22 protein-coding genes and 7 tRNA genes are annotated in these 21919 nt (G+C 73.1%); 16 read left to right on the top strand and 13 right to left on the bottom strand.

Features of this window, described 5'->3' with window-relative positions:
* Window positions 1-14 precede the first annotated feature (14 nt).
* Entirely contained in the window at window positions 15-1304 is a 1290-nt protein-coding gene (locus ACZ7LY_RS15370; RefSeq protein WP_471625186.1) for a serine/threonine-protein kinase, read from the bottom strand.
* A gap of 631 nt (window positions 1305-1935) precedes the next feature.
* Between ACZ7LY_RS15370 and ACZ7LY_RS15365 the strand changes: the two genes are divergently transcribed.
* From ACZ7LY_RS15365 to ACZ7LY_RS15355, 3 genes are all read left to right on the top strand, one after another.
* Window positions 1936-2142 (top strand): hypothetical protein, encoded by a 207-nt coding sequence (locus ACZ7LY_RS15365; RefSeq protein WP_471625062.1) that lies wholly within the window; start codon window positions 1936-1938, stop codon window positions 2140-2142.
* A 286-nt stretch (window positions 2143-2428) separates the two neighbouring features.
* Window positions 2429-3367, top strand: a complete 939-nt coding sequence (locus tag ACZ7LY_RS15360; RefSeq protein WP_471625061.1) for a phosphotransferase family protein — start codon at window positions 2429-2431, stop codon at window positions 3365-3367.
* A 136-nt stretch (window positions 3368-3503) separates the two neighbouring features.
* Window positions 3504-3824, top strand: coding sequence for a TFIIB-type zinc ribbon-containing protein (locus tag ACZ7LY_RS15355; RefSeq protein WP_471625060.1), 321 nt, complete (start codon window positions 3504-3506; stop codon window positions 3822-3824).
* Between the two features lie 61 nt (window positions 3825-3885).
* Here the strand turns inward: ACZ7LY_RS15355 and ACZ7LY_RS15350 are convergent.
* From ACZ7LY_RS15350 to ACZ7LY_RS15330, 5 genes are all read right to left on the bottom strand, one after another.
* Window positions 3886-3960: transfer RNA gene (locus ACZ7LY_RS15350), tRNA-Val, on the bottom strand.
* 62 nt (window positions 3961-4022) lie between these two features.
* Window positions 4023-4094: transfer RNA gene (locus tag ACZ7LY_RS15345), tRNA-Val, on the bottom strand.
* Between the two features lie 38 nt (window positions 4095-4132).
* Window positions 4133-4204 (bottom strand) — tRNA-Val (locus ACZ7LY_RS15340).
* 1 nt (window position 4205) lies between these two features.
* Window positions 4206-4279: transfer RNA gene (locus tag ACZ7LY_RS15335), tRNA-Cys, on the bottom strand.
* 36 nt (window positions 4280-4315) lie between these two features.
* A tRNA-Gly gene (locus tag ACZ7LY_RS15330) sits at window positions 4316-4388 on the bottom strand.
* A 239-nt stretch (window positions 4389-4627) separates the two neighbouring features.
* On the opposite strand from ACZ7LY_RS15330, the gene ACZ7LY_RS15325 reads away from it, so the two are divergent.
* Genes ACZ7LY_RS15325 through ACZ7LY_RS15315 form a run of 3 tightly spaced genes read left to right on the top strand, consistent with a single transcriptional unit; the run spans window position 4628 to window position 7375 of the window.
* Window positions 4628-5650 carry a chorismate-binding protein gene (locus ACZ7LY_RS15325; protein ID WP_471625185.1) on the top strand — a complete coding sequence of 341 codons (1023 nt, stop codon included), beginning with the start codon at window positions 4628-4630 and terminating at the stop codon, window positions 5648-5650.
* A gap of 25 nt (window positions 5651-5675) precedes the next feature.
* On the top strand, window positions 5676-6497 hold the full coding sequence (locus tag ACZ7LY_RS15320; protein WP_471625059.1) for an aminotransferase class IV: 822 nt from the start codon (window positions 5676-5678) through the stop codon (window positions 6495-6497).
* 53 nt (window positions 6498-6550) lie between these two features.
* A complete protein-coding gene (locus ACZ7LY_RS15315) occupies window positions 6551-7375 on the top strand; it encodes a GNAT family N-acetyltransferase (RefSeq protein WP_471625058.1) in 825 nt (274 codons plus the stop codon).
* A gap of 18 nt (window positions 7376-7393) precedes the next feature.
* On the opposite strand, the gene ACZ7LY_RS15310 is transcribed toward ACZ7LY_RS15315, so the two are convergent.
* Window positions 7394-7891, bottom strand: coding sequence for a DsbA family protein (locus tag ACZ7LY_RS15310; protein WP_471625057.1), 498 nt, complete (start codon window positions 7889-7891; stop codon window positions 7394-7396).
* Between the two features lie 189 nt (window positions 7892-8080).
* Here ACZ7LY_RS15310 and ACZ7LY_RS15305 point away from each other — a divergent pair, with 189 nt between their 5' ends.
* A complete protein-coding gene (locus tag ACZ7LY_RS15305) occupies window positions 8081-8545 on the top strand; it encodes a hypothetical protein (protein WP_471625056.1) in 465 nt (154 codons plus the stop codon).
* A gap of 21 nt (window positions 8546-8566) precedes the next feature.
* On the opposite strand, the gene ACZ7LY_RS15300 is transcribed toward ACZ7LY_RS15305, so the two are convergent.
* On the bottom strand, window positions 8567-10093 hold the full coding sequence (locus tag ACZ7LY_RS15300; RefSeq protein ID WP_471625055.1) for a DUF4874 domain-containing protein: 1527 nt from the start codon (window positions 10091-10093) through the stop codon (window positions 8567-8569).
* A gap of 224 nt (window positions 10094-10317) precedes the next feature.
* On the opposite strand from ACZ7LY_RS15300, the gene ACZ7LY_RS15295 reads away from it, so the two are divergent.
* The gene (locus ACZ7LY_RS15295) at window positions 10318-10518 is read left to right on the top strand and encodes a hypothetical protein (RefSeq protein WP_471625054.1); all 201 of its coding nucleotides are present in this window, start codon (window positions 10318-10320) and stop codon (window positions 10516-10518) included.
* A gap of 18 nt (window positions 10519-10536) precedes the next feature.
* On the opposite strand, the gene ACZ7LY_RS15290 is transcribed toward ACZ7LY_RS15295, so the two are convergent.
* Entirely contained in the window at window positions 10537-11100 is a 564-nt protein-coding gene (locus tag ACZ7LY_RS15290; RefSeq protein ID WP_471625053.1) for a CGNR zinc finger domain-containing protein, read from the bottom strand.
* Between the two features lie 283 nt (window positions 11101-11383).
* Window positions 11384-11797 carry an SsgA family sporulation/cell division regulator gene (locus tag ACZ7LY_RS15285; RefSeq protein ID WP_004002642.1) on the bottom strand — a complete coding sequence of 138 codons (414 nt, stop codon included), beginning with the start codon at window positions 11795-11797 and terminating at the stop codon, window positions 11384-11386.
* A gap of 190 nt (window positions 11798-11987) precedes the next feature.
* Here ACZ7LY_RS15285 and ACZ7LY_RS15280 point away from each other — a divergent pair, with 190 nt between their 5' ends.
* The 4 genes from ACZ7LY_RS15280 to ACZ7LY_RS15265 all read left to right on the top strand — a co-directional run bounded on the left by ACZ7LY_RS15280 (window position 11988) and on the right by ACZ7LY_RS15265 (window position 13493).
* Window positions 11988-12431, top strand: a complete 444-nt coding sequence (locus ACZ7LY_RS15280; protein WP_471625052.1) for a TIGR02611 family protein — start codon at window positions 11988-11990, stop codon at window positions 12429-12431.
* 84 nt (window positions 12432-12515) lie between these two features.
* Window positions 12516-12587 (top strand) — tRNA-Val (locus ACZ7LY_RS15275).
* 336 nt (window positions 12588-12923) lie between these two features.
* Complete coding sequence (locus tag ACZ7LY_RS15270) at window positions 12924-13382, top strand: SRPBCC family protein (protein ID WP_471625051.1); 459 nt, start codon at window positions 12924-12926, stop codon at window positions 13380-13382.
* A gap of 39 nt (window positions 13383-13421) precedes the next feature.
* Window positions 13422-13493: transfer RNA gene (locus ACZ7LY_RS15265), tRNA-Val, on the top strand.
* 90 nt (window positions 13494-13583) lie between these two features.
* Here ACZ7LY_RS15265 and ACZ7LY_RS15260 read toward each other — a convergent pair.
* The gene (locus tag ACZ7LY_RS15260; protein ID WP_471625050.1) at window positions 13584-14309 is read right to left on the bottom strand and encodes an exonuclease domain-containing protein; all 726 of its coding nucleotides are present in this window, start codon (window positions 14307-14309) and stop codon (window positions 13584-13586) included.
* A 226-nt stretch (window positions 14310-14535) separates the two neighbouring features.
* Between ACZ7LY_RS15260 and ACZ7LY_RS15255 the strand changes: the two genes are divergently transcribed.
* The 3 genes from ACZ7LY_RS15255 to thrS all read left to right on the top strand — a co-directional run bounded on the left by ACZ7LY_RS15255 (window position 14536) and on the right by thrS (window position 18535).
* The gene (locus tag ACZ7LY_RS15255; protein ID WP_471625049.1) at window positions 14536-15102 is read left to right on the top strand and encodes a DUF4365 domain-containing protein; all 567 of its coding nucleotides are present in this window, start codon (window positions 14536-14538) and stop codon (window positions 15100-15102) included.
* Between the two features lie 39 nt (window positions 15103-15141).
* Window positions 15142-16425 carry a hypothetical protein gene (locus ACZ7LY_RS15250; protein WP_471625048.1) on the top strand — a complete coding sequence of 428 codons (1284 nt, stop codon included), beginning with the start codon at window positions 15142-15144 and terminating at the stop codon, window positions 16423-16425.
* Between the two features lie 130 nt (window positions 16426-16555).
* On the top strand, window positions 16556-18535 hold the full coding sequence (gene thrS, locus ACZ7LY_RS15245) for a threonine--tRNA ligase (RefSeq protein WP_471625047.1): 1980 nt from the start codon (window positions 16556-16558) through the stop codon (window positions 18533-18535).
* 4 nt (window positions 18536-18539) lie between these two features.
* Here thrS and ACZ7LY_RS15240 read toward each other — a convergent pair whose 3' ends face one another.
* Window positions 18540-19250 (bottom strand): potassium channel family protein, encoded by a 711-nt coding sequence (locus ACZ7LY_RS15240; protein WP_471625046.1) that lies wholly within the window; start codon window positions 19248-19250, stop codon window positions 18540-18542.
* A gap of 67 nt (window positions 19251-19317) precedes the next feature.
* Here ACZ7LY_RS15240 and ACZ7LY_RS15235 point away from each other — a divergent pair, with 67 nt between their 5' ends.
* Window positions 19318-19881: an HIT family protein gene (locus tag ACZ7LY_RS15235; RefSeq protein WP_471625045.1), complete on the top strand. Its 564-nt coding sequence runs from the start codon at window positions 19318-19320 to the stop codon at window positions 19879-19881.
* Between the two features lie 251 nt (window positions 19882-20132).
* Here ACZ7LY_RS15235 and ACZ7LY_RS15230 read toward each other — a convergent pair whose 3' ends face one another.
* The gene (locus ACZ7LY_RS15230) at window positions 20133-21878 is read right to left on the bottom strand and encodes a hypothetical protein (RefSeq protein ID WP_471625044.1); all 1746 of its coding nucleotides are present in this window, start codon (window positions 21876-21878) and stop codon (window positions 20133-20135) included.
* Window positions 21879-21919: the final 41 nt, after the last annotated feature.

Here is a 21919-nt window from a genome sequence, read left to right as displayed (position 1 = left end):
CCCGAGGGGCGCCGTCAGCCCGTGCCGCCGTCGCCGGGCGCGTCCGGCAGTGCCCGTACGGCGGTGGTGGGGGCCGGGGTGTGCGGGGTCAGCCCGCGCGAGGGGCCCTGGCAGCCCTGGGCCGCCGCGATGGCCAGCGCCACCAGCAGCGTCACCACCACGAACACGAACAGCCGCTGGCGCAGCAGCCGGGGGTTGGCGGGGCGCAGCTTCTTGCCCGCGCCCGTCCCGCCCGTCCGGGGCGCCGGGCGTCCCGCACCGCTGCGCGGCGCCGGCCTGCTGCCCGAGCCGCCGGGACGCGAAGGGGAGCTGCGCGGACCGGACCCGCCGCCCGCGCGCCCGCCGCCGGTGCGGGGGAGCGGGGTGCCGGGCTGGGTCCTGCGCTGGGTGCGCTGACCCTCGTACGACTGCGCGAGACGGCCCGTGGGCCGGTCGTGGTCGGCGCGCGGCGCGGGCGGCCTGGCCTCCCCGAGGCCCTGTGCCTCGCGCGCTGCGATCTCCTTGAGCCGCAGCGACAACTGGAGCGTGCTCGGCCGCTCCTCGGGGTCCTTGGCGAGACAGGCGCGCAGCAGCGGCGCCAGCGCGTCGGGCACGCCGTGCAGTTGGGCCTCCTCGTGCACGACGCGGTACAGCATCACCTCGGAACTGCCGTGCCCGAAGGGCGAGTCACCCGTCGCCGTGTACGCGAGCGTCGCGCCGAGGGCGAAGACGTCGGTGGCCGGGGTGACGGCCGCGCCGCGCACCTGCTCGGGCGCGAGGAAGCCGGGGGAGCCGACGGCGGTGCCGACATGGGTGAGCGTCGAGGCGCCGGTCGCCCAGGCGATGCCGAAGTCGATGATCCGCGGGCCCTTCGGCGACAGCAGGATGTTCGACGGCTTCAGGTCGCGGTGCACGACGCCCGCCTCGTGCACGGCGACGAGCCCCTCGGACAGCGCCGCGCCCACGGCCGCGACGTCGGCCGCGGCGAGCGGGCCCTCCTCGGCGACCTTGTCGTGCAGCGAGGGGCCGGGCACGTACTGCGTGGCGAACCAGGGCCGCTCGGCCTCCAGATCGGCCGCGACCAGCCGCGCGGTGCAGCCGCCCCGGATGCGGCGCGCGGCGGAGACCTCGCGCGCGAAACGCGAGCGGAACTCCTGGTCCTCGGCCAGATCCGGCCTGATCACCTTGAGCGCGACCCGCTGCCCACGCCGGTCGGAGCCGAGATAGACGACGCCCATCCCGCCGGCCCCGAGCCGTCTGTGAAGCCTGAACGAGCCGACGACGCGCGGGTCCTCGCGCCTCAGGCGCATCATCGCCATGTTCATCCCCGCTGCTGCCCGGTCCGTCTGACGAGCCACAGCTTACGTTTCCGCGCCCGCGTGTGCGCTCAGGCCGCGCCCTCCCGTCCGAATCGTTTGTCAGTGCCCGGTGGGAGACTTGAGGAACGGTCAGCCGGGCGGGCGGCGGACCGGCCGGCCGGCGGCTCCGGGGCCAATCCGCCGTGCCGCAAAGGGGATTGGACGCACGCGGGGTGAGGACGTGCGGGCGGTCACGGACGCGGGGTGCGGGAGGAGCACGTACGGGGTGGTGGTCCCGCGCGCCGGGCGCAGGGGCGGGGTGGCGGTGCGCGGGGGCGGGGTGGAAGTGAGCGAAGTCACCCCCGCCCGTAGCCCTGTGGGGCGCGCGAGGACTCCGGGACGAGGGCGGCCCGCGTCGCGCGACCCCTCGGGGAAGACCCCGAAGCCCCGGGCGGCCCTCTCCACCCAGGGGAGTACGCGGGAGGTGGCCGGTCATCCTCCGGGAGGCCCGTCATTCGGTACGAGGGCATGACGTCCGCCGGGGCCGTCGCGCCTAGATTTGAGGTCGAGCGGCGGGTGCGGCACTCGTCCCCCGAGGTCAGGCACCCGCCGCCACCACCACAACCGCACCACCACAGATTTCGACCGGGAGAGGATCATGGCCGACACGGCATCGCGGACCACGGCGTTCCGCACGCGCTTCGGCAGGGCGGGCCACTTCGGCGCCCCCGCCACCGGCCACCGGCACCCGCTGGTGGCCACGGCCATGGTCCTCCCTCTCGCGGTCCTGCTCGTCGTCCTCTTCGGCGGCTGGGACGCGGTGGTCGCACAGGCGTCGTCCGTGGGCGTGATGCTGGGGCGCTGAGCGGCGCCCCCAGGCCCGGAAGAGCGGTCCGGGCGGGGACATCCGGCCTTGTGAAACCCCGTGGGGACGGGGGTGCGGCGGACGGCACGAATGCCGCGTGCAGCTGGGGAGCTGCACGCGGCATTTACCTTTCCGCCTGCCCGACCGCCCGCATCCGCCTCCCCTTGAAGTCCCGCCCCCTGGAGTCCCGCCCCCGCGCCTCCGTCGCCCCGCGCTCCCGCCGTCCCGCGCGCTACGCTCCCGTGCAGCGGGTTCCGGAGTCGGCGGAGCCCTGGACGGGGGAGCCGTGACCACCTTCGCCGGCCGTACGAGCCTGCTGCCCGCCCTGCGCGCCCGGGCCCGGGCCGCCGCGCACCCGCCCGGCCTCGCCTGCGTCTGCGGCGCCGCCACCCTCGCCGACCGGCCCGACGCGACCGTCGTCCGGCACGGCGACACCGTCGCCAAGGCACACGCCCCGGACACCGACACCGCCCACCTCGCCCTGCGCCTCGCGGTCGCCGCCGACCCCGCCCAGTCCGACACCCTCCTGCCGCCCCTGAGCCCGGCCCCCTGCGCCCTGCACGGCCGCCCGGTGACGTTCTGGCCGTACGGCACCCCCGTCGACCCCGACCGCCCCGAGTACGCCCCCTGGGAGGCCGCCGGCGCCCTCCTCGCCCGGCTGCACGCCACCCCGGCGCACCGCCTGCCGCCCGGCCTCCCCGCGATGCGCGGGCCGGAGAAGGCCGCCCGCGCCCTCGCCCGCCTGGAGCGGGATGCGACAGGCCACCCCGCCGCCCCCGCCGTCCGCGCGGCATGGCGCACGCTCCCGCCCTGGGCCCGCGCCGAACGCGGCCACGACCACGCCCGCGCCCTGTGCCACGGCGACCTGCACCTCGGCCAACTCGTACGCCACCCCGCCGAGTCGGCGACCTGGCTGCTCATCGACGTGGACGACCTGGGTGTCGGCGACCCGGCCTGGGATCTCGCGCGCCCGGCGGCCTGGTTCGCCTGCGGCCTGCTGGCCCCCGAGGAGTGGACCCGCTTCCTCGGCGCCTACCGGAACACGGGCGGCGACCCGCGCCTGACGGGGCCCGACCCGTGGCCCGCGCTCGACGTGCCGGCCCGCGCGCTGACCGTCCAGAGCGCCGCGCTCGCCGTCGCCAAGGCCGCCGAGGCGGACCGCCCGCTGGACGACGCGGAGGAGTGCCTCGTCGCGGCCTGCGCCCGCATCGCCCGTACGCCATGAACGCCTGCACGTCATGAACGCCCGCACGTCATGAACGCCCGTACGCCCGGGCCGCCGCGCCCAGTAGGGTGCCGAGGACGACAGCCGGACGGTGTTCCGGCGAACCGGTGCCCTACGGCGAGGAGTTGAGCCGACGATGCAGTGCCCCAAGTGTCACGCGCCCATGCACACGTACAACCGCAACGGCGTCCAGATCGAGCAGTGTGGCGGGTGCCGGGGGATCTTCCTCGACTACGGCGAGCTGGAGTCGCTGACGCGGCTGGAGTCGCAGTGGCAGCAGCAGGCCCCGCCCCCGCCGCCCGCCCCGCAGGGCTATCCCTCGGCCCCGCAGGGCTACCCGCCGGCGCCCGCGCCCGCGTGGGGCGCCCCGCAGCCGCACGGCGGCGGCCACTACGGCGGTCACCACGGCCATCACGGGCACCACAAGGGCTTCGGCCGGATGCTGTTCTCGTCCTGAGCTCCGCGGGGCGGCCCCCGCACACGAAGAAGCCCCGGTCGGATCGACCGGGGCTTCTCGCTGGTGCGCGATACTGGGATTGAACCAGTGACCTCTTCCGTGTCAGGGAAGCGCTCTCCCGCTGAGCTAATCGCGCGGGAACGGGCCAGACTGTATCAGGCGCCGCGAGGGGTTCTGCCAGGTGGTGCGGTTACTGCGTGCGCGATACTGGGATTGAACCAGTGACCTCTTCCGTGTCAGGGAAGCGCTCTCCCGCTGAGCTAATCGCGCGGGACGGATCGAAGACGGACCGGAATCCGAAGATCCAGTGCGCGATACTGGGATTGAACCAGTGACCTCTTCCGTGTCAGGGAAGCGCTCTCCCGCTGAGCTAATCGCGCATGGAGGTGGAGACGGGATTTGAACCCGTGTAGACGGCTTTGCAGGCCGTTGCCTCGCCTCTCGGCCACTCCACCAGGAGCGTAGGGGTTCGGGAAGATCCCCCACATCCGAGCGAACGACCGGGTTCGAACCGGCGACCTCAACCTTGGCAAGGTTGCGCTCTACCAACTGAGCTACGTTCGCGTGTCTTTCCGTTCCGCTTCCGCGTCCCGGCGACGTGTTGAACTCTAGCGGATTCCCGGGGGAGGTCCAAAACGCGTTTGCGCAGCGTGCTGCGGTGCGACCGGCGGGCCGTCATACGCAGGGCCACCCCAGGTCACCCCCGTGTCACCGGCCATAGACTTCAGGACGTGCACGGCTACCGCTCCACCGCTCCCTCCCGGACCCCCTCGGACGGCGCCCACCGCGCCGCCAGCGGCCCGCTGCCGCCCCTCGCCCGCTTCGGCGAGCGCGTGGCCACGGGACTGCGGGACGTGACCGACGACCCGGCCGCCCTGGACTCCACCGGCTTCTGGGCCGTCGCCGCCGACTTCGAGGGCGGTCTCGTGTGCGCCCGCTTCGACGACGTACGCACCGCGCCCGTGCCCCCGGCCCGCTCCGGCGCCTGGCGCGGACCCGCGCGCGGCGACTGGACGTCGTCCCTCGGCCACACCGCGTACACGGACGGGGTGCGAGCGATACGGGACCGCATCGCCACCGGCGAGGTCTACCAGGTCAACCTCTGCCGCGTGCTCGGCGCCCCGATCGCCCCCGATGCGGACGTGGACGCCCTGACCGCCCTCCTCGCGCGCGGCAACCCGGCCCCGTACGCGGGCACGATCCGGCTGCCCGGGCACGGCGTCGAGATAGCCACCGCGTCCCCGGAGCTGTTCCTGCGCCGCGACGGGCGGATCGTCGAGTCCGGGCCGATCAAGGGCACCGGACGCACCGAGGCGGAACTGACCGCCAAGGACCACGCCGAGAACGTGATGATCGTGGACCTCGTCCGCAACGACCTGGGCCGCGTCTGCGTCACCGGCTCCGTGACCGTGCCCGACCTGTGCGCCGTCGAGAAGCACCCGGGCCTCGTCCACCTCGTGTCCACCGTGCGCGGCGAACTCCTGCCCGGCGCCGGCTGGCCCGAACTCCTCGACGCGGCCTTCCCGCCCGGCTCCGTGACCGGCGCCCCCAAGTCCAGCGCGCTGCGCGTCATCGAGGAGCTGGAGACGGCCCCGCGCGGCCCCTACTGCGGCGGCATCGGCTGGGTCGACGCCGACCGGGGCACCGGCGAACTCGCCGTCGGCATCCGCACCTTCTGGATCGACCGCGCCGCCGGTGAGCTGCGCTTCGGCGCCGGAGCCGGGATCACCTGGGGCTCCGACCCCGAGGACGAGTGGCGGGAGACCGAGCTGAAGGCGGCCCGGCTGCTGGAGGTAGCGTCGGACGGGTACGCGGACGCCCCCTAGTCCGCGCGATGGTGGAGGGACCCACGTGAAGATCTGGCTCGACGGCGGCCTGCACGACATGCAGGACGCCCGCGTCTCCGTCTTCGACCACGGGCTGACCGTGGGCGACGGCATCTTCGAGACGGTGAAGGCCGCGGGCGGGAGGCCGTTCGCGCTCACCCGGCATCTCGACCGGCTCGCCCGCTCGGCGAGCGGCCTCGGGCTGCCCGCCCCGGACCTCGACGAGGTGCGCCGCGCCTGCGCCGCCGTCCTCGAGGCCAACCCGATGGCGCTCGGCCGGCTGCGGATCACGTACACCGGCGGCGTCTCGCCGCTCGGCTCCGACCGGGGCGACCACGGCCCGACCCTCGTCGTCGCGCTCGGCGAGGTCGCCCGGCGCCCCGACACCACCTCCGTGATCACCGTCCCCTGGACCCGTAACGAGCGCAGCGCCCTCGCCGGCCTGAAGACCACCTCGTACGCGGAGAACGTCGTCGCCCTCGCCCGCGCGCACGAGCACGACGCCTCCGAGGCCCTGTTCGCCAACACCGTCGGACAGCTCTGCGAGGGCACCGGGTCCAACGTGTTCGTCGTCCTGGACGGCGAGATCCACACCCCGCCGCTCGCCTCCGGCTGCCTCGCCGGGATCACCCGCGCCCTCGCCGTCGAGTGGACCGGCGCGAAGGAGAGGGACCTGCCGCTGTCGGTGCTCGCCGAGGCCGACGAGGTCTTCCTGACCTCGACCCTGCGCGACATCCAGGCCGTGCACCGCGTCGACGACCGCGACCTCGCCGACGCGCCGGGACCGGTCACCGCCAAGGCGATGCGGGTGTGGGACGAGCGGGCCGCGGACGACATCGACCCGTGAGCCGGTGAAAAACCACTGTCGTGCGCGGGGCGGGCACGGGTAGAACTCCCGTGATGACGACCACCCTGCGGCCGACAGAGCCGCTCCAGCGCACCGCCGACGGGTCGCGGGCGCGCCGCTTCACCGTGTGCGTGAACAGCAGGCCCGTCGGCACGCTCCACCTCGCCACCCACCCCGTCTTCGGCCCCGACGTCGCCCAGATACTCGATCTGCGCGTCGATGAGGGCGACCGGGGCCGGGGGCGCGGCACCGTCGCGGCGCTCGCCGCCGAGGAGGTCGCCCGCGGCTGGGGCTGCCGGCGCGTGGAGGCGACCGTCCCCGCCGGTGAGGAGGGCCTGCTGCGGCTCGCCTCCGCCCTCGGGTACGTGGAGCGCAACCGCAATCTGGCCAAGCCGCTGCCCGCTGAGCCGCCCGCACTGCCCGAGGGGAGCGCCGGGCGCCGCATGCGGGAGGACGAGTTCCCCGCCTGGCTGGAGCACGTCAAACAGCGGTACGCGCGCACCATCGTCGCCCGGGGCGCGAGCGAGGCCGAGGCCCGCCAGAAGTCCGACCGCGACCACGACGCGCTGCTGCCCGAGGGCGTCGCCACCCCGGACGTCCTGCTCGCCGTCCTCGAACACGACGGGGACCGCGTCGGGACGCTGTGGCTCGCCCAGCGCGCCGACGGCGCCTACATCTACGACGTCGAGGTCGCCGAAGACCGGCGCGGCCAGGGCCACGGCCGCTCCCTGATGCTGTACGCCGAGGCCGACGCGGCCCGCGCGGGCGCCGACCGCATCGGCCTCAACGTCTTCGCGGGCAACGAACCCGCCCTGCGCCTGTACGCGTCCATGGGCTACAGCCCGACGCGGTTCCACCTCTACAAGCCGCTGCTGTGAGGCACGGCGCCGGGAGAGCTACTCGGCGAGCAGCCGGTCCGCGATCTCCTCGACGCGCTCCCGCAGCCCCTCCTGGCTCTTGCCGCCGTCCAGCCGCTCGCCGCCGACGACGTACGTGGGCGTGCCGGTGACGCCGATCGCCTTGCCCTCGGCCTGGTCGGCGTCGACGATCAGGATGTGCCGGCCGTCGATGAGTGCGGTGTCGAACTCCTCGGCGTCCAGGCCCAGTTCACGCGCCACGTCGATGAGGACCGGCTCGCCCGCGCGGTCGAACTCCTCGACCCGGTCGAGGACCGCCGCCACGTACTCCCAGCCACGCCCCTGCGCGAACGCCTCCTCGGCGGCCTGCGCCCCGGCGAAGGAGTGCTTGTGCTTGTCGAGCGGGAAGTGCCGCAGGCGTACGTCGATGCGGTCCGCGTAGCGCTCACGCAGGGCGCGGACGTCGGCCAGGGCCGTGCGGCAGTCGGGGCACTGCAACTCGCACCACACGTCGATGAAGGGGATCGGGGCGTTCATGCGTCCAGTCTCCCAGGCGCCGGCCCTCCGCCCGAACCAGGACCTCGGGACGAGAGCGACCCGGAGATCACCCGGAGATCACCCTGAGGTCCGCCCCGGCCGTGGCCCCGGCACGTCCCGTCGGTGCAGGATGGAGGGGAGGCGGATCGTCCCGCCGCGTACCGATGTGCCCGAACCCTGGAGGACCGGATGATTGCCGAGACCGTCTGTTCCGCCGTGTCCGTCGCGGGCCTGGGCATCGCGGCGGTCACCGCCTACCGCAAGCGTTTCCTGTCCGCCGCCCGGATCGCCGCCTACTCCCTGGTGCCGATCGGCCTGGTGATGACGGGCGCCGTCGGCTGGGCGGCGCGCACCGCGTTCAGTCCGGGCGCCTGGGCCGGCTTCGGGATGCTCGGCGTGGCCTGGCTGCTGTTCGTCACGACCCGGGCCGTCGAGCGGCGCGGCGGCGGCACCCGCAAGGAGCGCAGGGCGGCCGCGAAGGCGGCCCGGCGCGACGCGGTCGCCCCGGACGCCTCCGCGCCCTCCCTGGGCGCCTCCACGGCCGCCGCCCCCGCCACCCGCCCGCAGGCCCGCCCTCAGGCCGCGCCCAAGGCGTCCGCCCCGGCCGACGACTTCAGCGACATCGAGGCGATCCTCAAGAAGCACGGCATCTGACCGGCCGCCGCGCCCGCCGGGTCACAGGCCCGCGACGACGTTCACCCCGTCCACCCACGGCACGCTCGTGTTCGCGCACCGCACCGCGCGCCCCCGCTCCGGCTGGAGCGGATCAGGCAGCGCGAGACCGACCCGTACCCCACCCGGCGTGAAAGGCAGGGAGCCGCGCACGGTGTGCGTCGCCGGGCCGCCGTGGTCGTCGTCCGTCTCCGCCCGGCCCTGCGGCTGCCAGGTCCGCCAGTCGGCCCCGGTGTCCGCCTGCGCGAGTACCCGGCCGCCCCGGTCGAGCAGGACCAGGCGCACCGGGCGCGCGTGCTTGGGCGCCGCGAACCCGCGGTTCACGAGATCGACCTCCACCCGCACCCGGCCGGCCTCGACCGAGGTCCGCGCCTGCCGCAGCTCGATCCGGTAGCCGAGGTGGTCGCGCAGATACTCGAACGGGGTGCGGGCGACGGCCCGGCCCCGCCCGTCGCGGAAGTAGCCGTCGGAGACCGGCAGCAGCGCGCCGCGCACCTCGTCCTCGCTCAGGCTCCCCGCCTTCCAGCCGGGCACGGTCACGGTCGCGTTGTGCACGATCGACAGGCTGTCCCAGCGCAGCGTCTGGAGCCTGCGTGCCGCCGCGAGCGGCGGGATGACACTGCTCCACGCGTACGGGTCACTGCTCTGGCCCTTGTCCCAGGGCATCTCGCCGTCCATCTGGTGCTCCGGCGACACCTCCAGATAGCGCGGCCAGCCCGGGTTGTCGGGCACGTAGTAGTCCCAGACGCCCTCGCCGAGCGTCACGTAGTCGTTGTGGAAGCCGACCCTCTCGCGGACCGTGCGGTCGGTGATCATGTCCCGCTTCTCCGCGTACCGCACCTGCGTCTGCATGCCGGGCGGCAGCGCGGCGACGAGCGAGGTCATGATGGCGGTGACGGCGTCCGGGTAGTTCTCGTGGCTGTAGTAACTGCCGTGCCACTCGCCCCACGCGCCGAGGAACCCGGCCTGCCACACCGCGACCACGTCGCTGTTGCGCGCGACGACGGGCGCCAGCTGCCGGATGTGCCGCTGGATGTCCTGCACGGTGTAGCGCCGCCCCTCGCGCACCCCGTCGTCGTACGCGAACCGCAGCACCGCCGCGAACCCCTTCGCGCGCAGGCCCGCGAAGACCCGCTCGATGTTGGCGAGGGCGCTCGCGGGGATCTCCGTGGTCGCGTACTCCCAGAGGTAGAAGTAGAGCTGCGTCAGATGCGCCCCCGGCCCGTAACGGCCCTGAAGGATCTCCAGGGTGCGCGCGGCGTCGGGGGAGTGGTCGGCCTCGTTCGCCCAAGGGCTCGTCAGATCCGACGCGTTGTACGACATCTCGTAGCGGAAGCCGCGCCGCGGGTTGGCCAACTCGCCCCGCCCGTCCGGGTCGTCGGGCCTGATGCCGCGGTGGGTGACGGTCCGCCAGCCGCCCGCCGCCGCCCACGCGGGGCCCGCGCCGGGCAGGGCCAGCGCCGCCGCCGCGCCGACGCCCGCCCCCAACACCCCTCTACGGGACGGCAGTCCGAGACGCTCGATCGTCATACGCACACTCCTCGCACACGAAGGCCGGCCCGGGACGCGCGCCGCCCCGGGGCCGCCGAGTCTGGGGCGCCGGAGCAGGCCCCGACCATGGACGTACGTACGACAAGCGCTGGACTTTTCGTGCGGGCGGACGTGCGAAGGGGTCACGTATTTTGGCGAACTCCCGCCCCTGGGAGGCGTATCGGGGCCTCGGCGGGGGAAAAGCGCGCGATCATCGCCGCGAGATGCTCGACACACCGCAGCCGACGCACCGGCTGGACGCCGACCAGAAGGCCGCGCCCGTCCCCGACGACGCCGTGCCGCCCGCCCCCCAGACTCAGCGAGGATGCCTCTTCGCGCTCTCCCAGCCGCCGCTGATGATCTTCCTCGGCGTGATCGGCTGCCTGCTCCTCATGGCCGCCCTGCACGACCTGCTGCTCCTGTGAGCGGGGCCGGGCGCGCGCTCAGCCCGCGGCTTCCTTGCGGCGGGCCCGGTAGGCGGCGACATGCAGCCGGTTCCCGCACGTACGGGAGTCGCAGTAGCGGCGCGAGCGATTGCGCGAGAGGTCCACGAACGCGTGCCGGCAGTCGGGCGCCCCGCAGCGCCGCAGCCGCTCCTGTTCCCCGGCGACCACGAAGAACGCCAGGGCCATCCCGCAGTCGGCCGCCAGGTGGTCCGCGACGGACGCGCCGGGCGCGAAGTAGTGCACGTGCCAGTCGTAGCCGTCGTGGTCCGTCAGCCGGGGCGTGGTGCCGGCCGCCGCGACCAGTTCGTTGATCACGGTCGCCGCCGCGTGCGGATCGGGCGCCGCGAACACCTCCGCGAAACGGTCACGCACAGCGAGCACCGCCGCGAGGTCGCGCTCGCCGAGCGACCCCACATCGCTGATCTCGTGCTTTTCTACGAAATCCGCGAGCGCCTGGACGCTCGGGAGGGTGTCGGCCGTCCCGGCCGCCTCGTCCGGCGCGGTGTTCACCAGAGCGACCACGGTGTCGAGCGCGCACCGGGTGTCGTGGGTGATCAGCACGAGTTCGCTCCCTGGCCTGGGGGTCGGGCCTGCGCCCGCCGATGCGGGCCGAGCCTAGCGCCTCTCCCGGGCACGGGGCGGGTGGGCGGTGCCGGCGGGCGGCCCGGCGGGCGGGCACGCACCGGCGCCGCCGCAGCGGGACTCCCGCGGCGGCGGCGCCGGTGTCTGCCGTATGCGGTTGTCCTGACCAGGTGGAACCCGAGCCGTCTCCCCGAGTGGACGGCACGGGGCGCTGTCGCCCCGCCGGGGCGCCGACCGGATGCCGGCGCGAGGCTCCTCGCGGCTAGCTCTCCGCGAGGATGTGCGACAGCTCCTGGTCGAGGTCGAAGTGACGGTGTTCCGTGCCGGGGGGCACGGCGGCGTCGGTCCGCTTCAGGAACGACTCCAGGGCCCGCGCCGGGGCCTCGAGCAGAGCCTCGCCCTCAGGAGAGCTCAGGGCGATGCAGACAACGCCCTGACCGTGGCTGCGGGACGGCCAGACTCGGACGTCGCCGGTGCCGGTAGGTCGGTGCAGACCTTCGGCGAGGAGGTCGCGGGCGAACACCCATTCGACCGTCTCCTCGGCTCCGGTGTGGAAGGTGGCGTGCACGGCATAGGGATCGGCCGTGTCATACCGCAGTCCTGCGGGAACGGGCAGTGAGGACTCGCTCGACACAACGAGGCGCAGGTGCAGCTCGCAGCTGACCGTGGTGTTCATAAGCGCCAGGGCCTTTCGCTCAGTGTGCGCTCGGGGATTCGCACGTCGGCGAAATCGACATGCCACCTACGGTGCCGTTGTAAACCCCTCTGAGGGTTTTGAGGGGCTTTACGTAGCTCGTACGGCCGAGTCTTTCTTGTCGAGGAACGGCCATTCCGGTGAGAGGAATGCGTCCGGTAGGTTTGGCTCCATGAATACGGGGAGTGACGAGTCGGCCGAGGGGGTCGCGGGCGCCGGGCGGGCCCCCGCGCAGTCGCACGAGAAGCCGCTCGGCTCGCGGGCGCCGGAGTACGTGCGGGCGCGCAGGGCGCTGCACCTGAGCTGGCAGGTCGGCGTCTTCGTCGTCGGCCTCGCGGTCGTGGTCGCCGGCATCATCATGCTGCCGCTGCCGGGCCCCGGCTGGCTGGTGATCTTCGCGGGCATGGCGATCTGGGCGACCGAGTTCGTCTGGGCGCAGCTCGTGCTGCGCTGGACGAAGCGCAAGGTCACCGAGGCCGCGCAGCGCGCCCTCGACCCGCGCGTACGGCGCCGCAACATCATCCTCACCACCGTCGGCGTGGTGATCATCGCCGTCCTCGTCGGGATCTACGTGTGGAAGTTCGGCCTGGAGATGCCCTGGCGCATCAAGGAGTGAGACCGGCGGCGGGCGGCGGGTGTCCGGACCGCGTGAGGTGGTCCGGGGCACCCCCTGACATGGGGTAATGTTCTTCCTGCGCCCGGGCGATTAGCTCAGTGGGAGAGCGCTTCGTTCACACCGAAGAGGTCACTGGTTCGAACCCAGTATCGCCCACCCGGACCGAAGGCCCTGGAGATCCCGTCTCCGGGGCCTTCGGCGTATCCCGGCACACGGGGAACACCGCGTGGCGCATACCCCCGCGATCCGATTCCCCGGATCTGTTTCCGCGTCAGAACGGAAAAGCGTTCCGCGAGAACACCGAACTCCGCTTCCGCGGGCACGATCTGACGCAATGTGGTCCTTTTCCGTCGCTTCCCCGCTCTTTAATTCACCGCCGGGGCCGCGCGGTGCCGCCCCTCGCAGCCCCTCGCCTCCCGTCGCCTCCCGTCCCCGCCCGGTGATCCCGCGCCGCACGGCGACAGCGGCCCCCGCGCCCGGCAGACTCGGCGCATGACCGACCGCGACTGGTGCCACTACCGCTTCCGCAGCGTGTGGGAACTGCCCGCACCCCCCGCCGCCGTCCACGCCGTCCTCGAACGGGCCGAGGAGTACCCGCGCTGGTGGCCCCAGGTCCGCTCGGTCACCGCCCACGACGACGACAGCGGCGTCGCCGTCTTCCGGTCCTTCCTCCCGTACGCCCTCGCCGTCACCGTGCGCCGCCGCGGCCACGCGCCCGGCACCGGGGTGCTGGAGATCGCCCTGGGCGGTGACCTCGACGGGTGGGTGCGCTGGACGCTGGCCCCGCTGCCCGGCGGCGCCACCCGCGCCCTCTACGAGCAGGAGGTCGAGGTCCGCAAACCCCTCATGCGGCGCCTCGCCCTGCCGGCCAGGCCCCTCTTCCTCGCCAACCATGCCTGGATGATGCGCGGCGGCCGGCGCGGTCTCGCCGACCTCCTGCGACCGGTTTGAACTGAACCCGCCGCGACCTGTATTGTTCAACCCGTTCCCGGGCGATTAGCTCAGTGGGAGAGCGCTTCGTTCACACCGAAGAGGTCACTGGTTCGAACCCAGTATCGCCCACCCGGAAGAACCGGCCCGCCGTACTGGCGGGCCGGTTTTCGTTGTGCCAGACCCCAGAGGTCAGGCCCCCACAGGTCAGGCCGCCATCGGTCAGGCCGCCGCCGGGAGTTCCGGGCGCAGCGGCCACGCCGGGTCCACCACCTCCGGCGTCCCCGACCGCGCGAACCACGCCTGAAGACCCCGCGCCTGCGACGCGTGCCACCCCGCCTGCAACACATGCAGCTCGGCGGGGGAGAGGCGGTCGAGCCGCCCCGCGAACCGGCGCCCCAGCGCCCGCACCACGTCCAGCGCCGCCAGCGCGTCCGCCGCCGCGTCGTGCGCCTCCGCCAACTCCACCTCGTAGTGCGCGCACAGATCCGTCAGCGTCCGCCGCCCCTTGCGATAGCGGTCCAGATGCTTGTCCAGCACCCGGGGATCGAGCACGCACAGCGCGGAGCGGTCCAGATGCCGGGACAGCGACGACGCCCGGTGCCGCCGCAACTCCCGGTCCAGCAACGTCAGATCGAACGGCGCGTTCATCACCACCAGCGGGCGGCCCGCCGTCGCCTGCTCCGCCAGCGCCCGGCCCACCTCGTCCATCACCGGGGCCGGCCAGCGCCCGTTGCGCTGGAGATGAGCGTCCGTCAGCCCGTGTATCCGCGACGCCTCCGGCGGCACCGGCACCCCCGGATCGACCAGCCACCGCCGCACCCGGGGCCGCGCCCCCGCCGCGTCCTGGACCACGACCGCCGCCGACACGATCCGGTCCCGCTCCACGTCCACGCCCGTCGTCTCGGTGTCGAAGGCGGCCAACGGGCCCTCGTACCAGCACGTCATGACCCACCAACTCCTCTGCTCCCCACGGCAGATGACGCGCCGTCGCACGCCGAAGGCTGCCGACCTCGGTGATACCCGGACCGTTTGCGTCGTACGCCGAGCGGTGACAACACAGGTACGAGTCATGGCGGTTCAGCGGGATCCCGTTGACCGGCCCTTGATCAACCCCCTGGTTCCCCGCGCGGCCCGCCCCGGGAACCACCCTCCCCGGAAGGCACGTTGGACCATGGCGCTCGCACGGCCCGAGCAGGGCCTGCCGCTGCCCGACCGGATCACCCCCGCGCGCGGCACCCTCGCCACGACCGCCTGCATGGAGACCCTCCAGGTGGGCTATCTGCACGCCGTCGCGGCGGCCGCCGGCTGCTCGCTGTCACAGCCGTTCCCCGACAACGGCATCGACTGGCACGTCAGTCACAGCGCCCCCGGCCACACCGTGGACGACGAGGTCACCATCAAGGTCCAGCTCAAGGCCACGTACCAGATCGCGCCCGGACCGCCCGGGCCCACCTTCGGCTTCACCCTCGACAACGCCCACCTGGCCAAGCTCGCCCGCACCCCCGTGTCCGTCCACAAGATCCTCGTCGTGATGCTCGTGCCGCGCTCCCAGGACGACTGGCTGCGCGCCGGACACGACCGCCTCGACCTACGGCACTGCTGCTACTGGACCAACCTCGCCGGCCACCCGGTCACCGGCCGCCACCGCACCACCGTCCGCATCCCCACCGCGCGGATCTTCGACGACCGCGCCCTGTGCGAGATCATGACCCGCGTCGGCACCGGCGGACGGCCCTGAGCCGACCACGGGCGCGCGGCCTCGGAAGGAGACCCGGCCATGCACCACCGCCCGAACGAGACCGCCCCCGGCCTCCGCCCGCTCGACACCCCGCACCCCGACCCCGCCCACGCCCCTGACCTCGCCCCCGGCCTCGCCCCCGGCCTCGACGCAGGACTCGGCGCAGGACTCGACGAGGGACCCGATCCCGCCCGCGTCGATCCCGCCGTCCTCGCCGCCCTCCTCGCCCGGCACGGCTGGCGGCGCCGGGGCGGGGCCACCGGCCGCTACACCCGCTGGACGGCACCCGGACCCGGCAGCCCCGCGAGCCTCCTCGTCCCCGACACCCGCGCCTTCCCCGACAGCGACGACCTGCTCGGCGAGGCCCTGCTCGCCCTCCGGCGCGGCGCCGGACCCGCCGCCCGCGAGGTCCTTGTCGCCCTCACCGTGCCCAGCGACGAGATCCGCTGGTGGCGCGATGTCGCCCCGGGCCCCGGCGGCGCCCCCGCGCTCAGCGCCGAGGAACACCTGCGCACCGCCGCCCGCCGCACCCTGCTCGCCGCCGCCCTCGCCGTCCGCTGCCGCACCGGCTACCACGGCGCCCGCCACCGCGGCCCCGCCGGCGCGGCCCTCGACCGCGTCCTCGTCCAAGGCGCCCCCGACGGCCGCCGTCTCACCGCGTTCGTGCCGACCGAAGGCGGCCGCGCCCTCGCCGTCCGGCTGCATCAGGCGCTCTACGCCGCCCGCGAGGCCATCGACTACCGGCGCGCCACCGGCGGCATGGACGCCTTCGACGGCGCGGTCGAGGCCGGCGTCAGCCACGAGATGACCGAGGCCCTGATCACCCTCGTCCACGGCAGCGAGGGCGCCCGCGTCGCCGTCTCCTGGGCCCCCGCCGCCGGCGTCCCCGACGAGTGCACCGACGGCGACGCCCCCGTCGAGTTCTCGCCCGGCGACCTCGGCGTGCTGCGCGAGGCCGCCGCCCGCTACCGGCGCGCCGAGCCCGCCGTCCCCGTCCGCGTCACCGGCACCGTCGTACGGCTGCGCAGGACCGCTCCCGGCGGCGAGGGCACCGTACGGCTGCGGGTGCTCGCCGGGGCCGAGGTGCCGTACCTGCGGATGACGCTGGACGAGGAGGCGTACCGCATCGCCGGCCAGGCCCATCTCGTCGGGCTGCCCATCCGCGTCCACGGCCGCCTGGAGAGCCGGGGCGGCTTCCGCAGGCTGACCGGCGCCGGCGGTGTCGTACCCGTACAGGTCGAGGAGGCCGAGCGGGACCGGCTGGTCAAGGCGCTCCAGGAGAACCTGGACTTCTTCGAGGAGGCGTGCGCGGGGGAGGGGTGACGCCCGGCGGACGGGTCCGGGGCGCCGGGGACAAACCGTTTAGCGACCGGGCCGGACGACTCGGTACGATCGCTACTGCGCGCGTCACAGGTAATGGCGCGGCGTTCCATCTTCAGGCAGGAGAGATCCGGTGTCAGACGTCCGTGTGACCATCCAACGCGATTCCGAGCGGGAAGAGCGCGTGGTGACGACGGGCACTACGGCCGCCGACCTCTTCGCAGGCGATCGCAGTGTCGTCGCCGCCCGCGTGGCCGGCGAGCTGAAGGACCTCGCGTACGCCGTCCAGGACGGCGAGGAGGTCGAGCCCGTCGAGATCGGCTCCGAGGACGGGCTGAACATCCTGCGCCACTCCACCGCGCACGTGATGGCGCAGGCCGTGCAGGAGCTGTTCCCCGAGGCCAAGCTCGGTATCGGCCCGCCCATCAAGGACGGCTTCTACTACGACTTCGACGTCAAGGAGCCGTTCACCCCCGAGGACCTCAAGCGCATCGAGAAGAAGATGCAGGAGATCCAGAAGCGGGGCCAGAAGTTCTCCCGGCGCGTCACCACCGACGACGACGCCCGCGTCGAGCTGGCCGACGAGCCCTACAAGCTGGAGCTGATCGGCCTCAAGGGCAACGCGGCACAGGCCGCCGACGGCGCCGACGCCGAGGTCGGCTCCGGCGAGCTGACCATCTACGACAACCTCGACGCGAAGACCGGCGACCTGTGCTGGAAGGACCTCTGCCGAGGCCCCCACCTGCCCTCGACCCGCGCCATCCCCGCGTTCAAGCTGATGCGCTCCGCCGCCGCCTACTGGCGCGGCAGCGAGAAGAACCCGCAGCTCCAGCGCATCTACGGGACCTCCTGGCCGACCAAGGACGAGCTGAAGGGCTACCTCGACTTCCTCGCCGAGGCCGAGAAGCGCGACCACCGCAAGCTGGGCGCCGAGCTGGACCTGTTCTCCTTCCCGGAGGAGCTGGGCCCTGGCCTCGCCGTGTTCCACCCCAAGGGCGGGGTGATCCGCAAGGTCATGGAGGACTACTCGCGCCGCCGCCACGAGGCGTCCGGCTACGAGTTCGTCAACACCCCGCACATCTCGAAGGAGCACCTCTTCGAGACCTCGGGCCACCTCCCGCACTACGCGGAGGGCATGTTCCCGCCCATCCAGTTCGACGAGCAGAACTACCGCCTCAAGGCGATGAACTGCCCGATGCACAACCTGATCTTCAAGTCGCGCGGGCGTTCCTACCGTGAACTGCCGCTGCGCCTCTTCGAGTTCGGCACCGTGTACCGGTACGAGAAGTCCGGCGTCGTGCACGGCCTGACCCGCTCGCGCGGCTTCACCCAGGACGACTCGCACATCTACTGCACGAAGGAGCAGATGCCACAGGAGCTGGACACGCTCCTGACCTTCGTGCTCGACCTGCTGCGCGACTACGGCCTGACCGAGTTCGAACTGGAGCTGTCCACGCGCGACGACTCCGACAAGTTCATCGGCACCGACGAGGACTGGGCCGAGGCCACGGAGGCGCTGCGGCTCGCCGCCGAGAAGCAGAACCTGCCGCTGGTCCCGGACCCGGGCGGCGCCGCCTACTACGGGCCGAAGATCTCCGTGCAGGCCAAGGACGCCATCGGCCGCTCCTGGCAGATGTCGACGCTCCAGGTCGACTTCAACCAGCCCAAGCGGTTCGGCCTGGAGTACACCGCCGCGGACGGCTCGCGCCAGCAGCCCGTCATGCTGCACCGCGCCCTGTTCGGCTCCATCGAGCGGTTCTTCGGCGTGCTGCTTGAGCACTACGCGGGCGCGTTCCCGGCGTGGCTCGCGCCCGTGCAGGCGGTCGGCATCCCGATCGGCGACGCGCACGTGGAGTACTTGCAGGAGTTCGCCGAGAAGGCGCGCGCCCAGGGCCTGCGGGTCGAGGTCGACTCGTCGTCGGACCGCATGCAGAAGAAGATCCGCAACCAGCAGAAGGCCAAGGTGCCCTTCATGGTCATCGCGGGCGACGAGGACATGAACGCCGGTTCGGTCTCCTTCCGCTACCGCGACGGCTCGCAGGAGAACGGCATCCCGGTCGACGAGGCCATCGCCAAGATCGTGAAGGTCGTCGAGGAGCGGGCGCAGGTCTGATCCGTCAGACGCCCTCACCGGTGTCACGGGCCCCCGGGGAATTCCGCGGGGGCCTGTCGGCGTCCTGGGCGCGTACGGTCTCGCCCTCCCGCGCGAACACCTGGACCAGCCACGACGAGAACGAGCCGGTGACCGCCCCGAGCAGTGCGAGACCGCAGGCCATCAGGCCCACCGAGACCAGTCGGCCGAGCGCGGTCACCGGCGTCTTGTCGCCGAAGCCCGTCGTCGACAGGGTCGTGCACGTGAACCACACGGCGTCCCCGTACGTCCGGATGTCCGCCCCCGGCACCCCGTGCTCCTGCTGGTACACGGCGAGGGACCCCGCGAAGCCCAGCAGCGCGACGGACACCCCCGCGTAGGTGATCACCCGCGCGTACAGCGCCAGCCGGGGCCGGTCGCGGTGCCGCTGCACGGTCTCGTACGCCTGCACGATCCGCACCGGCCGCAGCAGCGGCAGCAGCAGGACGAGGGTGTCCAGCCAGTGCGTCCGTACGAAGCGGGCGGGGCGCTGCCGGCTCAGGCGCAGCCGGACGACGTAGTCGACGAGGAAGACCGCCCACGCGGCGAGCGTGACCGCGAGGCTCAGGTGCCTGACCCAGCCGGGCAGCGCGTGGCCGAGGACGTGGACCGCGTACGAGGCGAGAAAGAGCAGGGACGCGGTGGCGAGGACGGCGCCGTTGTGCCGCTCCCAGCGGGCCAGGGGAGTGTCGGTCATCCGCACAGGATCGCCCGGGGTGCCTGGCGGCGGGCCCCGGCGACACGCCCCGCCGAGGTGACGCCATATGCTGCCTTTCATGACGAGTGAGCCGGAGCAGCAGATCGGTCCTGTGGGTGAGCCGGACGGATTCGGGCGTCTGTGGACCCCGCACCGCATCGCCTACATCCAGGGAGAGGGCAAGCCCACCGGCCCCGGCGCGGACGACGGCTGTCCCTTCTGCGCGGCCCCCGGCAAGTCCGACGAGGACGCGCTGATCGTGGCGCGCGGTGAGCACGTCTTCGCCATCCTGAACCTGTACCCGTACAACGGCGGGCATCTGATGGTGCTGCCGTACCGGCACGTCGCGGACTACACGGACCTCGACGACGCGGAGACGGCCGAGCTGGCGCTGTTCACCAAGCGGGCGATGACGGCTCTGCGGTCGGCGTCCGGCGCACACGGCTTCAACATCGGCATGAACCAGGGCGCCGTCGCCGGGGCGGGGATCGCCGCGCATCTGCACCAGCATGTCGTGCCGCGCTGGGGCGGGGACACGAACTTCATGCCGGTCGTCGGCCACACGAAGGTGCTCCCGCAGCTCCTGAGCGACGTCCGCACGATGCTCGCCAAGTCCTGGCCCACCCCCTGACCCCAGCCCCGCAATGGGCGAGGACCGCGAGATCACACCCCCACCCAGCCCCGTAAGGGGCGCGGGGAACTGCGCGAGCAACCACCCACGCCCCGCACCCACCGACGAACCCCTGGCCGGACGAAGCCCCGTAAGGGGCGCGGGGAACTGCGCGAGAACCCCCACCCACCCGCACCCGAAAACCAAACCCGACGCAGCCGCCCCGGCGCACGACGCAGCCGAACCCTGAACCCGCCCCAAGCGGCCAGCGCTCACGCGTCGTAGACATCAGCCTTCCGCGGCGAAGCATCCTGCACCTGCCCGCTGAGGAACCCGGACCGCGTACCGAACTTCGTCGTGTCCACGCCGTGCTCCTCCAGCACCCGGAACGCCGCCGCGTGCACGACCCGCAGCACCGGCGTGGCCGTACGCAGCGCGTCGTCCGCCATGAACCGGTGCCGCCAGGGCTGGTCGGCCCAGGCGTGCCGCAGGCCGAACGGCTCGGGCAGGACCAGCTTGCCGCCGAGGTGGTCGAGGACCGGCGGGTACCACGTGAACGGCGCGCGGACCGCGAGACGCACGACCTCGTCGGGGTCGATCAGCGGCAGCGTCTTCTCGGTGGTCTCCCAGAAGCGTATGGACTTCGAGACGGTCTTCGTCTTCGGCGCCGGCTTCGACGTGAACAGCGAGTTGACCGGGCCGAGCGCGTGGCCGGTGATCTCGATGCGCAGCGTCTCGTGCAGCACGGTCACCGTGATGAGCATGGTGATGACCAACTGGCCGTCCCACAGCGTGAACTGGACGCCCAGATAGTGCCGGTCGCCGCTGCCGAACTGCTGCTCGTTGCAGATCCGCTGTATCTCGTGCTGCTTGATCTGGTACGCGTCGACGTCCTCGCCCGACGGCCGGGCCACCGCCTTCGCGTTCTCCCCGACCGGCGTCACGATCCAGTGCTTGATCGAGGGGGTGGGGAAGCCGCCCGTGTGCAGCGGGCCGCGCTCCAGGAGCCGCAGTTGGTCGTGGATGGCCCGGATGACGTCCCAGCTGCGGAACGGGTGGATCTCCTTGCCGGGGTCGCGGGAGACCAGGTCTTCCGCGAGCTGCCAGCTTCCCCAGCGGGTGCCCATGCCGAGGATGCCCTTGGGGCCGGCGTAGAACACGGAGTTCGACTGCTGTTCGGCGCTGAGGCGGGCGAGGCCCTGGCGCAGTTGCTCGGCCGCGTCGCCGGGGGTGCCCGGCACCGCCTCGGGGATCTTCGCGCCGATGCCGCCGCCCGACAGCAGTCCGTCCCACCGGTCCCGCAGGTCTCTCGCGGTGCCCTCGCAGATCTGCCGGGCCCAGAACCCGCCGACGAGGGGCGCGACGAACGAGAGCCGCAGGTACCAGGCGAGGGGCCCGCCGAACGGCAGCCGGATCAGCAGGATCACGACGCCGACGCCGACGACGGCCATCACCGCCGTCATCACGGCGGCCCGCCCGCGGGCCTCGCGCTCCTTCTTGCGGGCCTCGCGCTTGACCGCCGAGGCGCCGCCCTCCGCCTCCTTGGCCTCCTTCTCCGCCTGCGCCACCTTGTTGTTGTTCGTACGGCGGATCTGGAAGGCGGCCAGCCACAGCAGGAAGCCGGGCAGGAACAGGAAGCCGAAGACGACGGTGACGAGGGTCAGCATCCGGTCGCGCCCGCGCCTGATGTTCGTCGCGGCGAGGCAGTGCTCCACGACGACCTGCGGCTCGGTGCCGAACGACTGGATGAGCGGCTTGCGTCCGCCGCCCAGCATCCGCACCTGCACCGCGCGCGAGAACGCCTCACCGAGATTGGGCGCGAACAGCGACCACATGCCCTTCGTGACCGTGGACTTGTGCCACTCGTTGTTCGCGTCCTCCATCTTGGCCGCCGGGTCGTCGCGGTACGCGGCCGACGCGATGGCGAACGTGGCCGCGGTCTGGCCCGCGGAACCCTGGAGCGGCACCTGCGCTCCCGGCCTGAAATCGAATGCGTCGTCCGCCACTGCCGCCCCCATCGCCGCCCTGCCCGCTGCTGCGGCTCTTCCCGACTTCCCTG

This window comes from Streptomyces sp. NPDC107550 (assembly GCF_055639095.1).
Note: the sequence above shows the minus strand (reverse complement) of the source record. Positions and strands in the feature narration are given on the sequence as shown.